This is a genomic window from Amycolatopsis sp. WAC 04182 (genome assembly GCF_003947465.1).
Classification (GTDB): domain Bacteria; phylum Actinomycetota; class Actinomycetes; order Mycobacteriales; family Pseudonocardiaceae; genus Amycolatopsis.
Genome location: NZ_QHJJ01000004.1, coordinates 1,090,668 through 1,103,816, shown reverse-complemented (window position 1 = coordinate 1,103,816; position 13,149 = coordinate 1,090,668). Strand labels below are relative to the sequence as shown.

Sequence of the window (13,149 nt, the reverse complement as noted above, 5' to 3'; positions counted from 1 at the left end):
TCCGGGAAAGCAACCATCCCCGCGCTGTGGGTACACCCGGCAGGTACACCCACGCGGCGAGTGGAGAATTTAGGCTCGGAACCATGGAAAGCCTCGGCGTGTACCTCAAGAGCCGTCGTGACCGGGTGACGCCCGCCGAGATCGGCCTGCGCACCTACGGCACCTCGCGCCGCGTGCCCGGTCTGCGCCGCGAGGAACTCGCCCAGCTCGCCGGGGTGAGCGCCGGGTACTACACGCGACTGGAGCAAGGACTGGCCGAAACCGCTTCACGCCAGGTGCTCGACGCGCTCGCCCGCGCGCTCCGGCTCGACGACGTCGAGACCGGCCATCTGTACAACCTCGCCCGGCATACCTCGCTCCCGAAGCTGTCCGATCCCGGCCCGGAAGACCCGCACCCGCGGGTCCTCGCGCTGCTGGAGAACCTCGGCGAGGCCGTGCCCGCGCTGGTCTTCGGCCGCCGCGGCGACGTGCTCGCGTGGAACCACGCCGGGCACACGCTCATGGCCGAACACCTCGATTTCGACGCGCCGAAGGATCCCGAACGGCGGCCTTCGCTGCCGCGCATGTTCTTCCTCGACCCGCTGACCCGCGAACTGCACCGGAACCGGGCCGAACTCGCCCCGATCCACGTCGCCTACCTGCGGCTGACCGCGGGCCGCTATCCCACCGACGCCCGCCTTGCCGGACTCATCGGCGAACTTTCGATGCGCAGCGACGAGTTCGCGACCCTGTGGGCGACCGGCGACGTCGCCGACTGCACCGTCGGGCCCCTGCACCTGAGGCATCCCACGGTCGGCGCGGTGAACGTCGACTACCAGGTGTGGCTCCAGCCCGACAGCCCCGACCACCGGCTGGAGATCTACACGCCGAAGGACCCGGGATCCGCCGACGCGCTGAAGATCCTGACCCAGTTCGATCGCTAACCTGGGGTCATGGGGGCTTTTCGCAGCGTTCTTCGCAACGAATCCCGCACGATGGCCGGGCTCTGGCTGTATTTCAGGCGCCGGAAGGACGGAATCGACGGCGACGCCGTCGCGGTGCCTTATGGCGCGAACGGCAAGTCGATCTTCGTCGTGCTCGCCGTGGTCAGCGCCGTCGAAGCGGGATTGTTCTGGCTGCTCGACTTCGGCCTCGTCGTCGACCTTCTGCTGCTCGTCCTGGGGGTGTACTCGGCGTTGCTGGTGTTCGGGGTCTACACCGGCACCGTCGTCCGGCCGCACGTGATCTCCTCGCGCGAGGTGCGGGTGCGCTACAGCTCTTTCTACGACGTGCGGATACCTCGGGAGAACATCGCCGCCCTGCGGCAGGTGAAGGAAAGCCACGATCCGCCCAAGACGAGGGCCTTTCGTGACGAAACCTGGCTCAGCCACGACAATTTCTACGAAACCAACCTGATCGTGGAACTGCGCGAGCCGATCACGGTGACCCGGCCGCTCGGCAAGACCGAGACGGTCCGCGTCGTGAAATTCCAGGCGGACGACCCGAAAGCCGCCGTCGAGGCCTACGAACGGCTCGGCGTCAGCTGAGCCGGTACGTCCTCGCCACGATGGCCTTGGCCAGCTCGGTGACGCTCACGTCCTGTGCGAAGGCATGCGCGCGGATCATGGCCAGCGCGTCCGAGGCCGTGCAGTCGCGGCCCGCCATCACCACCCCCGTGGCCTGGTGCACCACGACCCGGAGATCGATGTCGCCGAACAGCGGATGCACGGGCAGCCCGTCTTCACCGTCGAGCCGCACCTCCGGGTTCAGCGCGGTGGTGGTCAGCGCCTCGGCCAGGCTTTCGAGGGAACGGGCGAGCTCGGCGCTCGGTTCGGGCTCGGGCCGGTACGCGGTGAGGGTGCCCATCGGTCTTCCCGCCACGCCCAGGCGAGCCGAAACCACCGCCCGTACCCCGAGTTCCCGCGCGGCGAGGCCGAACCGGGGCCATCGGCTCACGAGTTCCGGCTCGAAGCAGACCCCCGGTTTCAGGGGCTCGTCCCGGGACGGCCCTTCGCCGAGGATGTCTTCGAGGTCATGCGCTTTGGCGGCGAGGGGATCCGACACCACGACCGAGGCCTCGCTCCCGCCGGTGGTGAACAGGGCCACGGCCAGGCTCCGGATGCCGGTCGTTTCGGCGACCGCCGTCATGAACGCCGGGGGCAGGCCGGGCGATTGCTCCGGCCGGTCCGCCCAATGTCCGACGGCGTCGAGGTAGCTCGCGTGCAGTTCCGCCGCCACCCGGTGCTTGCGCTCGGTGGCGCGGTGCAGATCCGCCATTCGCCGATGGAAGGGACGCATCGACGCGGCGGCCGTCTCCATCAGGCTTTCGTGCCGCAGGGCCACGGCTGCCGCGCGATCCGCCCGCCCGCGCGCGATCACGACCAGCCTGCGCAAGGCGGGTGGGTCGTAACGACCGCCGATGCCGTCCCACATGGGGTGAGCGTACGCCCGCACCGTGTCCGTCGAAGTGACCCGAACGGCTGAGCCCTTATGGGTTCCTCACCGCCCCTTGGAGCGCTAGCGTTGATTGCCCAGCGCCCATCGGACAAAAGTCCGCAGGAAGGCCGGATTCTGATGCAGAACCGCGAAAGATGGGTTGCCGACACGTTGGTGGAGCTGGCCGACATTTTGGCACCCGCGCTCGATCCGAAGAATTATTGGCTCTGCGTCGCGAATCGCTACGCGGAATTGGTCGAATCGTCCTCGATCCGATTGAGGGCGGGGACCGATCACGCCGACCGGCCGATCGTGGTGCATACCGACGATCGGCTCGAAAAGCCGCCGCTCGGCGGTATCCTCCCCGAGGAGGGGCCCGGCATCGACTGCCACGTCCACGACGAACCGGTCGTCAACGTGCTCCTCGACGAGGCGGGAAAACGCTGGCGGCACCTGGCCCCGGCCGCACTTTCCCTCGGCTACCGTTCCGCCCACGCTTTCCCGTTCAGCCGCCGCGAAGACGTACTCGGCGAAGTCACGATCCTGACCGCGGAATCCGCCCCCTTGCCGGTCGCCGACCTGCGGATCGCGGTCGCGCTCGCCGACGCGGCGACGATCGGCATGCTCAACCACCGCGCGATCACCGGCCTGGCCAGGACCTCCGAGCAGCTTCAAGGGGCGCTGGACAGCCGGGTGATCATCGAGCAGGCGAAAGGCCTGGTCTCCGCGCGCCTGGAGATCGGCCCCTCCGACGCGTTCCGCGTGTTGCGCCACTACGCGCGCGCACACAACCGCCGGCTCAGCGAGTTGTGCGAGCTGCTGGTCAACCGCGGCATGACGGCGTCCGATCTGGTCGGCTCGATTCCCAAACGCTTGAAGCACACCGAGCGCGGACGCTGAGTCAGTCGCGCAGCCGCTTCTCCGTCAGCACCACGACTCCACCGCCCGGTCCGCTCAACGGCGAGCAACTGACCACGGCGACGAGCTGCCTGCCTTTCCGGTCCACCGCTTCGATCTCGACCTGGCTGGCCCGCTGCCCGGTTTCGTTGCAGAGTTCGACGATGTCGCGAAGGCCGCCGGTCGGCAGGCCGAAGTCGAGGGTGAAGAACTCCTCCAAGTAGACCTCCGGGGCCCGCAGGCCCCAGAGTTCCTCCGCGCCGCGATTCCAGCTGCGCACCCGGAGATCGCCGTCCAGTACGACCACCCCGGCTTCGACGCTGGACAGGACTCCTTCGAAGAACATGCGCGTCTCGTCCAGCTCCGCGGTGCGGATGCGCATCTCCTCGTTCATCGTCTCGAGTTCCTCGTTGCCCGACTGGAGTTCCTCGTTCGTGGTCTCGAGTTCCTCGTTCGTGGACTGGAGTTCCTCGTTCGTCGTCTCGAGTTCTTCGATGCTCGACTGGAGTTCCTCGTTGACCGTTTCGAGTTCGGCGTTCGTCGATTGGAGATCCGCGTAAGCCGTCGCCAGGTCTTCCTGCACTCGTTTCACCTCATGCTGGAGCCTGGTGGCCTCGGTGGTGTCGATGAACGTGATCGCGGCACCGATGTCCTCGCCGTCGAGGGTGAGCAAGGGCCGGACGACGATGTCGAAGTACTGCGCCTCCTCGGTGGTCTTCTGCCGCCGTACGGCATCGACCCGGATACTGCGGCGCTCGCTGTGCGCCTGGTCGACCACGGACCGGAGTTCGATCGGCCGGTAGGAGATCTCCAGGTCGTGGAACGGCCTGCCCACGTCGTGCGCGGAAAGGCCGAACTGCAGCCGCGCCGAGCCGTTGATCAGGGCGACCGTGCCGTCGCGGTCGATGCCCAGCACCGAATCGGGCGAGGACGCCAAGGCGAGTTCGCTGACGTGACGCCTTCGGTTGGCGTCCCGCACCCCCGCCCCCGCCCGGACGTCGAACCGCGCGGGCCGCACGGTGGTACCGCCCATGCGCAGTTTGAACACCCGGTTCCGGATGTTGGCGACGTCGAACCGGACACCGTCGGAAAGCAGCATCTCGGCCTTTCCGAGGAACAGGTGGCCGCCTTCGTTCAGCGCGAAATGGAACCGTTCGATGATCTTCGCCTGCGCCTCGACGTTGAAGTACATCAGGGTGTTGCGGCAGGCGAGCAGATCGACCCGGGAGATGGGAGCGTCGCGCGTGATGTCGTGCCTGCCGAAGATCACCCGGCGGCGAAGGTCGCGCCGGAACGCGAACAGATTCCCGCTCGGTTCGAAGTACTTCTTCTTCATCTCCTCGGGCAACCGCTCCAGCGACTTCGCCGGATACAGTCCTGTCCTCGCTTCGCGCAAGGCTTCTTCGTCGACGTCCGTGCCGTAGATCTTCACTCGCCGGGTGGCCTCCTCGGTGCCGAGATGCTCCGCGAAGATCATCGCGAGCGAGTAGGCCTCCTCGCCGCTCGAACAGCCGGCGCTCCAGATCCTGATCTCTTCGTGATCGGCCACCTTCGCGACGAGTTCGGGCACGACGGTCTTCTGCAGGAACGACCAGGCTTCGGGATCCCGGAAGAAGCTGGTGACGTTGATCAGAATGGTGTTGAAGAGCTGGGGGAACTCTTCGGAGTTGATCTCCAGGAAGTCACGGTATTCGGTGTACCCGTCGATTTTCACGGCTTGCATCCGCTTTTGGATCCGGCGGGCCAGCGAAGTCCGTTTGTAGCCGGTGAAATCGAAACCGCGGGAATCCCGGATGAAGGTCAGCAGGTCCTCGAGTTCCTCGGCGTGATCGATTTCGCCTTCGGGCGTGCTCATGACGTCCTCGTTCCCTCGACCAGGCCGACGAGCGCCGCGGCGATGTCTTCCAGCGGGAGCACCAGATCGACCGATACGGATTTCGTCACGGCCTGGGGCATACCACTGAATTCGGCGGTGTCCGGATCCTCGGAGACCACGGTACCGCCCCGCGACTTCACCACTGCCGCCCCCGCCGCGCCATCGGAGCCCGTCCCGGTCAGGACGCAGATGAGCGCCGCCGGGCCGTAAACGGCGGCGACGGATTCGAAGAGCAGGTCGGCCGACGGCCGGACGAATTTGACCCGGTCCACCGTCGACAGGCCGAGCTTCCCGCCGGGTTCCACCAGGAGATGACGGTCCGGCGGTGCCACGTGGACGACGCCGGGTTCGAGAAGTTCCCCGGCCTCGGCCAGCTTGATCCGCAACCGCGACTGACGGTCGAGGATGTCGGCGAGAATCGTGTCGTGACGCGGGTCGAGGTGCTGGACGATGGCCAAGGGCACGGGAAAATCGGCGGGCAGGGCACCGAGCACCGCGAGCAGTGCCTTGACTCCGCCCGCCGAAGATCCGATGGCGACGATCTCGTAAGGCGACGCCCGTGGGCGGCTGAGGCCGGGCATCTTCCGAGCGTAGTGCTCCGGAGCTAGGAGGTGTCCCGCAAGTCCTGTTGGCGGTCTCCGCACCCAGGTGTCGCGAAAGCCACTTTCGGGACATCAGGCGTCGCGAAAGTGGCTTTCGCGACGCGCCCGATTAGGCCGATTTGGGTAGTTTTGCGGAGGGTCGTGAGTGATAAAGAGGGTTAGAACCATCCTTGCCAGTCACGACCCAGCGGACATCCAGGACACCGCCTAGGCCGAACCGCCGACGCGACGGATGATCTTGGCCAGGATCCCGGTGACCACCATCCAGAAGACCGCGGCGATGCCGTAGTTGATCAGCACGCGGAGCTTGGCGTCTTCGGGCATGAAGAGGTCCTTGAAGCCGAGCAGCAGCCCGTCGGCCCAGCCACGGACGAACGACACGATGCCGTTGTCGGGGTTCGCCTCGCCGATCACGAAGACGACGTGCAGCACGAGGATGGCCGCGAAGATCAACCCGACCCAGCGGACCACGCTCGCCAGCACCCCGGCCGCGCGACCACCGCCCGCACGCCAGTCGACCTTGCGTCTGGTCGGCTGATCAGCGGTTTCCTTCTCTTCAGCGTGCTCGCCCATGCCGGGCAGTGTGGCACGCCGCCTGGTCCGATTGCTACCCGTGAGTAACCCGAATGGGCGCCACGGTGGTCACGGTTCGATCGCGGCCCGGGTTTCCTTTCGAGAGATCTCGCGGTTAAGGTGGCGTCGTGGCTCGAGCTCTCCTGCTTCGCTGCCGCGACGGGGCCTGATCGGACCGGCTCCCCGTCGCGGGGCTTCGTGGTGCCGGTCGTCGCACCCGATTCTTCAGGAGAACCGACCCCTCATGAGCATCCGCAAGCCCACCCGTCCTACCCCTTCCGAGCAGGCTTCGTGGAACACCCAGCGCGGCACTTCGATGCCCGTACACCGCTATCGCCCCTGGTACGACCTGGTCGAGGACATCTCGCTGCCCGACCGCACCTGGCCGGACAAGCGCATCGACACCGCGCCGCTGTGGTGCGCCGTCGACCTGCGTGACGGCAACCAGGCCCTGATCGACCCGATGTCGCCCGCGCGCAAGCGCAAGTTCTTCGACCTGCTGGTCCGCATGGGCTACAAGGAGATCGAGGTCGGCTTCCCGGCGGCGTCGCAGACGGACTTCGACTTCGTCCGCGAGATCATCGACGAGGGCGCCATCCCGGACGACGTCAGCATCCAGGTGCTGACCCAGTGCCGTCCGGAGCTGATCGAGCGCACCTTCAAGGCGCTCGAAGGCGCGCCGCGCGCGATCGTCCACATCTACAACTCGACCTCGATCCTGCAGCGCCGCGTCGTGTTCCGCGAGGAGCGCATCGGCATCACGAAGATCGCTTCGCAGGCCGCTGAGCTGGTCGTCGACTACGCGGCGAAGCAGCCGGACACCGACTTCCGGTTCCAGTACTCGCCGGAGTCCTACACCGGCACCGAGCTGTCGTACGCGCTCGAGGTCTGCAACACCATCACCGAGATCTGGCAGCCGACGCCGGAGAAGCCGGTGATCCTGAACCTGCCCGCGACCGTCGAGATGGCGTCGCCGAACGTCTACGCCGACTCGATCGAGTGGATGCACCGCAACCTGGAGCGCCGCGATTCGGTGATCCTGTCGCTGCACCCGCACAACGACCGCGGCACCGGCATCGCCGCCGCCGAGCTGGGCTTCCAGGCCGGCGCGGACCGGATCGAAGGCTGCCTGTTCGGCAACGGCGAGCGCACCGGCAACGTCGACCTGGTCGCGCTGGGCATGAACCTGTACAGCCAGGGCGTCGACCCGCAGATCGACTTCTCCGACATGGACGAGATCAAGCGGACCGTCGAATACTGCAACCAGCTGCCGGTGCACGAACGCAGCCCGTGGGCCGGTGACCTGGTGTTCACCGCGTTCTCCGGCAGCCACCAGGACGCGATCAACAAGGGTCTCGACGCGATGAAGGCCGCCGCCGACAAGGCGGGCACGCCGGTCGACGAGCACCCGTGGGAGGTCCCGTACCTGCCGATCGACCCCAAGGACATCGGCCGCAACTACGAGGCCGTCATCCGGGTGAACTCGCAGTCCGGCAAGGGCGGCGTCGCCTACATCATGAAGGCCGAGCACCAGCTCGACCTGCCGCGGCGCCTGCAGATCGAGTTCTCGAAGGTCGTCCAGCGCCACACCGACACCGAGGGCGGCGAGGTCGACCCGACCACGATGTGGAACGCGTTCTCGGCCGAGTACCTGGAGCTGAAGACGCCGCTGGAGCTGGTGCGCCAGCACGTCAGGGACAACGGCGACGGCGAGTACGACATCACCGCCACCGTGCGGGTCGAAGGTGACGAGCACGAGGTCACCGGCCGCGGCAACGGCCCGATCGCGGCGTTCTTCGACGCGCTGTCGACCGTCGGGTTCGACCTGCGGCTGCTGGACTACAGCGAGCACACGCTCTCGCCGGGCGACGACGCGCGGGCCGCGTCGTACATCGAGTGCGCGATCTCGGACCGGGTGTACTGGGGCATCGGGATCGACCCGTCGATCGTGACCGCTTCGCTGCGGGCCGTCGTCTCGGCCGTGAACCGGGCCAACCGGTAGTTTTCGCTTCGCGCGTGAAGGCCCCCTTCCCTCGGCTGAGCCGAGGGAAGGGGGCCTTCACGCTATAGGGCCTTCACGGCGGCCAGGACGTCGGCCGGATCGGTGCGCGTCGTGTAGTCCGGGTGCACGTCGATGTACCGGATGACGCCTTCGCCGTCCACGACCAGGACGGTCGGATAGGGCAGCTCCCATTCCGCCGCCCCGTTGATCTTCTCGACGTCACCGATGAGCGTGTCGAAAGCCGGCTTCGTCTCCGGAGCCAGCCGGAACGTGATGCCGAGCGCGCGGCCGAGCTCGTTGTCCACATCGGACAGCACGGTGAACTCGAGATCCTTGGTGGACAGCGAGCCGTCCGGCAGCTGCGGGCTGACCGCGACCAGTTTCACGTCCAGGTTTTCCAGCTCCGGCAGCAATTCCTGCTGATACGTGCGCAGAGCCAGATTGCAGTACGGACACCACGCGCCGCGGTAGAACACCACGACCGCGGGCCCGTCCGAGACCCGGACCCGCCCGCCGCCGGCGTCCGGCAGCGTGAGATCCGGCATCGCCGTTCCCGGCTTCGCGGCCGCCTCGGCGACCACCCCGACGAACGCCGCGCGGTCGGCCTTGAGCACTTCGGCGACCTCGGCCGGGACGTGGCTCGCGACGGATTCCCGCAGCTCGGCGAGGTCAGTGTTGAGATCCCCCATGTCGGCTCCTTCGATTGTACTGATCGGTACAGTGGAGCCGACTGTACTATTCGGTACATGAGTGGTCAACCGGCGAAGACCCCGCAGGGGCGGATGACGAGGGACGCGATCGTCGACGCGGCGGCGGAGCTGATGTACGTCAACGGCGTCGCCGGGACGAGCGTCGACAAGGTGCTCGCGGCGAGCGGGGCCGGGAAATCGCAGATGTACCACTACTTCAAGAACAAGGATCAGCTCGTCGAGGCGGTCATCGTCCGCTTCCTCGAGAACATCCTCGGCAATCAGCCGACCATCTTCGAGCTGCACGACTGGGCCGATTTCGACCAGTGGGCCCGGGAGATCCTGGCCATCCAGGCCACGCCCAAGGGACCGATCGCCTGCCCGCTGGGCAACCTCACCGGCGAACTCGGCGACGACCCGAAGATGGCACCGCTGCTGGACAAGGCCTACCGCGAATGGGAGTCACATCTCCAGCGTGGACTGGAATCGTTGCGGGAACAGGGAAAGCTCGCCGCGGACGCCGACCCGGCCAGGCTCGCGCAAGCCGCGATGAGCTGTGTCCAGGGCGGCCTGCTGATGGCCCACCTGCGCCATGACGTCACGCCGATCGCCGACGCGCTCCAGATCGCGTTGGCCCACTTGAAGAGTCACGCTCGCCCGTGAGCGAGCCGACCTCGTCGGCGAGCGCGTCGAGCACCTTCGCCACCGCCGGCCGGGAAGACGCCCCGAGCCGGTAGACCGCCTCGACGTGCCGCGCCGCCTTGATCCCGGCGAGCGGGCGGCAAACGAGGCCGCTGCCGCGCCGAGTGTCCATTGTGTACCGGGGCAGCAGCGCGATCCCGTGCCCGGCGGCGACGAGCCGTTCGGTGATGCGGAAATCGTTGATGCGCTGGACGACCTGCGGGCGCACCCCGGTGCGGATGATCAGAGACTGCAGGATGTCGTCCACCGGGAACCCGGCGTTGACGCTGATCCAGCGTTCGTCGGCAAGCTCGGCCAGCTCGATGCGGCGCCGCTTCGCGAGCCGGTGCCCGGCGGGGAGCGCGACGTCGAGCGGTTCACGCAGCAGATGCCGCGTCTCCAGCCGGTCCGAGCCGAGCGACGGCGCGTGCTCGTCCCGGTGCGCCACCACGATGTCGTAATCCGCGACGAGCCCGGGGACCTCCGGCGGGGTCATGTCGACGTCGCGCACGATGACGTCCAGCCCGTCGAACTCCGCCGTCCGGTGCAACAGCCCCGGCAGCAGCATCAGCCCGGCCGACTGGAAGATCGCCACCCGGACCCGGCCGCGCGGGGCGCTGCGGTAAGTGTCCAATTCGGACTCCGCGCGTTCGAGGGCGGCGAGCACGTCGTCCGCGCGGGCGACCAGCGCGCGGCCCGCGTCGGTCAGCCGCAGGCCACGTCCGGCGGGTTCGGTCAGCGCGAGACCGACGTCACTCTGCAACGCGCGCAGCTGCTGGGAAACCGCGGACGGCGTGCAGTGCAACGCCTTCGCGGCCGCCGTCACGCTGCCGCGATCGGCGAACTCCCGCAGGGTCCGCAACCGGCCGATGTCCATACCGCCAGCATATGTGAAGCCGAACTGAACGATCGCTGCAAATATTCTCGCTGGTCCTAAAGGGTCATTCCCCGTAAGAGTGAGGACATGCCCGCCCGCGATCGTCTGCTCGCCCTGCTCGTCGCCGTCCTCTGGGGCTGCAACTTCCTCGCCATCCACGCCACCCTCGGCCAGTTCCCGCCCGTCTTCGCCGGCGGGCTGCGCTTCGCGGTCATCGCGATCCCGACGATCCTGTTCGTGCCGTGGCCGAAGGTGAAGATCCGCCACCTGCTCGGCTACGGGCTGGGCTTCGGCACCGGGCAGTTCGTGTTCCTCTTCATCGCGATGGACACCGGCATGCCGACCGGTCTCGCGTCGCTGGTGCTGCAGGCGTCGGCCCCGTTCACCGTCCTGCTCGGCGCCGTCTTCCTGCGCGAACGCGTGTCCGGACGGCAGCTCACCGGCATCCTGCTCGCCGTCGCCGGGATGGCGACGATCGCCTGGCAGCAGGCGGGGAACGCCGCCCTGCTGCCGGTGATCCTGACCCTGCTCGGCGCGCTGAGCTGGGCGTTCGGCAACCTGAGCACCCGGCAGGCGGCACCGGACAACCCGCTGAACTTCGTCCTCTGGATGTCGGTGGTGCCGCCGCTGCCGATGTTCGCGCTGTCGCTGGCCATGGAAGGTCCCGCCGAGATCGGGCACTCGCTGAGCACGCTGGGCACCAGCACCGGGCTGATCGGCCTCGGCGGCCTCGCCTACGTCGTGCTGTTCGGCACGATCGTCGGCTCCGGGATCTGGACGTCGCTGATGCGCCGCAACCCGGCGGGCGTGGTCGCGCCGTTCTCCCTGCTGGTTCCGGTGGTCGGGCTGTCGATGGCGTTCCTGGTCCTCGACGAACGCCCCTCACCGGTGGAGATCCTCGCCGCGGCCGTGGTCATCGGCGGCGTCCTGTTCGGTTCGACGAAACGCCGCGTGCGCGAACCGGATTTCCTCGCCGAAGCCGAAACGCCTCAGCCCACTGGTGTGCGGTGAGGCGTTTGGGCACGACTTCCTTGCCGGGACGGGTGAACACCCGCCGTACGAAGTCCTGGTAGCGCTGAAGATCCGCGGCTTCGACGAGCGGACGCTCGCGGCGCGTCATGGTGAGCAGGCCGCCATCGACACCGGGTTTCGGGCGGAACGCCGTCGCGGGCACCCGGCCCGCCAGCCGGAAGTCGAACCACGGCCACCACTGCGCGGTCATCATGGTCGCGCCACCGACCCCGGCCCGGCGGCGCGCCACCTCCCACTGCACGAGCAGGACGGCGTCCGTCCAGCCGGGAGCGGCGAGGACGTGGCGCAGCGTCGCGGTGGTCAGGTGGAACGGCAGATTGCCGACCAGTACGTGTGGCGTCTTCGGCAGGGGAAAGCGCAGGTAGTCCGCGGTGATGATCTCCGTGGACGCCCGGACGCGGCGCGCCAGCCGGGCGGCATGGCGGGCATCGATCTCGATGCCGGTCAGCGGCCTGCCGAGCCGTTCCAGCGCCCACGTCAGCGCGCCGTCGCCCGTGCCGAATTCGATGATCGGCCCGCCGGTCGCGGCGACGAGCTTCACGACGGTTTCGATGGTGTTCCGGTCGATGAGGAAGTTCTGGCCGAGTTCGTGGCGGCCAGGTCGCTGTGTGCGCAAGGGATCTCCGCGGCTTCGAGGTGAGCCGGGCAGCACGAGGCAGGCCCGGCGATGGCTCGCTCGGGCGGCGGTTCCTTGCTGGACGCGCGGGATCCGCCGCTAGGCGCGGCGGGTCCTGATGAACGCGGAAGCACACATGGCGCGAAACTACCTCGGGCGCGAGGCCGCACGCCAACCGTTTTCTACGCGCCGATCCGGCTCGTGCCGAGCTGCTCGACCGGGCCGGACAGCGCGGCCTTGACGTGGCGGGTGAGGTCGTCGGTGAGCACCTCGGTCTCGCCCTTCTCCAGCCCGTCGACGACCTGGCGGGCGACGTCGCGCGGGTCGTTCTTGGGGATATCGAGGCCCTGGGTCATGTCGGTGTCGGTGTAGGCGAGGTGGACGCCGACGACGTGGGTGCCCTGCTCGGCGAACTCGATGCGCAGCGAATTGGTGAGCGACCAGAAGGCCGCCTTCGACGCGCCGTAGGAACCCGAGCCCGCCGCCCACGACAGGATCGAGTGCACGTTGACCAGCGCTCCACCGTCCTTGAGCTGCGGCGCAAACGCTTGCGCGATCCGTAGCGCCCCGAAGACGTTCGTCTCGAAAACCGGGCGGTGCGCGTCGACGGGTTCGGTGAGCAGCGAACCGAGGCCGAGGACACCGGCGTTGTTGAAGACGATCGTGGCGTCGCCCGCCTTCTCCGCCAGCGCGCGGACGGATTCGGGGTCGGTGACGTCGAGCGGGAGCGGGACGATCCGCGGGTCGGTCTCCTCGCGCGGCGCCCTGGCGGTCGCGTAGACCTTGGCGGCGCCGCGGTCGAGCAGTTCGGTGACGAACGCCTTGCCGAGTCCGCGCTGTCCGCCGGTGACCAGGACGACGGCACCTTCGATGGAGGTCATGAGTGGCT

The 13,149-nt window shown here is 68.0% G+C and carries 14 protein-coding genes; 6 read left to right on the top strand and 8 right to left on the bottom strand.

Translation table 11 applies throughout. The features are described 5' to 3' along the window. Positions 1 to 83 precede the first annotated feature (83 nt). Together DMH01_RS25600 and DMH01_RS25595 are read left to right on the top strand one after the other, a co-directional pair. Entirely contained in the window at positions 84 to 923 is an 840-nt protein-coding gene (locus DMH01_RS25600; protein WP_125679733.1) for a helix-turn-helix transcriptional regulator, read from the top strand. A gap of 9 nt (positions 924 to 932) precedes the next feature. Further along, a complete protein-coding gene (locus DMH01_RS25595; RefSeq protein WP_233621659.1) occupies positions 933 to 1,526 on the top strand; it encodes a hypothetical protein in 594 nt (197 codons plus the stop codon). Here the strand turns inward: DMH01_RS25595 and DMH01_RS25590 are convergent. Next, positions 1,519 to 2,412, bottom strand: coding sequence for a GAF and ANTAR domain-containing protein (locus tag DMH01_RS25590; protein ID WP_125679732.1), 894 nt, complete (start codon positions 2,410 to 2,412; stop codon positions 1,519 to 1,521). The two genes, DMH01_RS25595 and DMH01_RS25590, sit on opposite strands and share 8 nt — an antisense overlap. A 57-nt stretch (positions 2,413 to 2,469) precedes the next feature. On the opposite strand from DMH01_RS25590, the gene DMH01_RS25585 reads away from it, so the two are divergent. Then, positions 2,470 to 3,315, top strand: coding sequence for an ANTAR domain-containing protein (locus DMH01_RS25585; RefSeq protein WP_233621658.1), 846 nt, complete (start codon positions 2,470 to 2,472; stop codon positions 3,313 to 3,315). Between the two features lies 1 nt (position 3,316). Here the strand turns inward: DMH01_RS25585 and DMH01_RS25580 are convergent, their stop codons facing one another. From DMH01_RS25580 to DMH01_RS25570, 3 genes are all read right to left on the bottom strand, one after another. Further along, positions 3,317 to 5,167: a CheR family methyltransferase gene (locus DMH01_RS25580; RefSeq protein WP_125679731.1), complete on the bottom strand. Its 1,851-nt coding sequence runs from the start codon at positions 5,165 to 5,167 to the stop codon at positions 3,317 to 3,319. Then, a complete protein-coding gene (locus DMH01_RS25575) occupies positions 5,164 to 5,769 on the bottom strand; it encodes a chemotaxis protein CheB (protein ID WP_125679730.1) in 606 nt (201 codons plus the stop codon). Before DMH01_RS25575 ends, DMH01_RS25580 begins: the two co-directional genes overlap by 4 nt. 228 nt (positions 5,770 to 5,997) lie before the next feature. Continuing rightward, positions 5,998 to 6,363: a hypothetical protein gene (locus DMH01_RS25570; RefSeq protein ID WP_125679729.1), complete on the bottom strand. Its 366-nt coding sequence runs from the start codon at positions 6,361 to 6,363 to the stop codon at positions 5,998 to 6,000. Positions 6,364 to 6,607: 244 nt separating this feature from the next. On the opposite strand from DMH01_RS25570, the gene leuA reads away from it, so the two are divergent. After that, entirely contained in the window at positions 6,608 to 8,365 is a 1,758-nt protein-coding gene (gene leuA, locus DMH01_RS25565; RefSeq protein WP_199745615.1) for a 2-isopropylmalate synthase, read from the top strand. Between the two features lie 62 nt (positions 8,366 to 8,427). Here the strand turns inward: leuA and DMH01_RS25560 are convergent, their stop codons facing one another. Further along, positions 8,428 to 9,054 (bottom strand): peroxiredoxin-like family protein, encoded by a 627-nt coding sequence (locus DMH01_RS25560; RefSeq protein ID WP_125679728.1) that lies wholly within the window; start codon positions 9,052 to 9,054, stop codon positions 8,428 to 8,430. A 57-nt stretch (positions 9,055 to 9,111) separates the two neighbouring features. Here DMH01_RS25560 and DMH01_RS25555 point away from each other — a divergent pair, with 57 nt between their 5' ends. Beyond that, positions 9,112 to 9,717 carry a TetR/AcrR family transcriptional regulator gene (locus DMH01_RS25555; RefSeq protein ID WP_370323553.1) on the top strand — a complete coding sequence of 202 codons (606 nt, stop codon included), beginning with the start codon at positions 9,112 to 9,114 and terminating at the stop codon, positions 9,715 to 9,717. Here the strand turns inward: DMH01_RS25555 and DMH01_RS25550 are convergent. Continuing rightward, entirely contained in the window at positions 9,653 to 10,612 is a 960-nt protein-coding gene (locus DMH01_RS25550; protein ID WP_125679727.1) for a LysR family transcriptional regulator, read from the bottom strand. The two genes, DMH01_RS25555 and DMH01_RS25550, sit on opposite strands and share 65 nt — an antisense overlap. 87 nt (positions 10,613 to 10,699) lie before the next feature. On the opposite strand from DMH01_RS25550, the gene DMH01_RS25545 reads away from it, so the two are divergent. Further along, positions 10,700 to 11,623 carry an EamA family transporter gene (locus DMH01_RS25545; protein WP_125679726.1) on the top strand — a complete coding sequence of 308 codons (924 nt, stop codon included), beginning with the start codon at positions 10,700 to 10,702 and terminating at the stop codon, positions 11,621 to 11,623. On the opposite strand, the gene erm is transcribed toward DMH01_RS25545, so the two are convergent. Then, positions 11,526 to 12,260 (bottom strand): 23S ribosomal RNA methyltransferase Erm, encoded by a 735-nt coding sequence (gene erm, locus DMH01_RS25540; protein ID WP_125679725.1) that lies wholly within the window; start codon positions 12,258 to 12,260, stop codon positions 11,526 to 11,528. The genes DMH01_RS25545 and erm overlap by 98 nt on opposite strands. Positions 12,261 to 12,442: 182 nt before the next feature. Then, on the bottom strand, positions 12,443 to 13,141 hold the full coding sequence (locus tag DMH01_RS25535; RefSeq protein WP_125679724.1) for an SDR family oxidoreductase: 699 nt from the start codon (positions 13,139 to 13,141) through the stop codon (positions 12,443 to 12,445). Between the last annotated feature and the right edge of the window lie 8 nt (positions 13,142 to 13,149).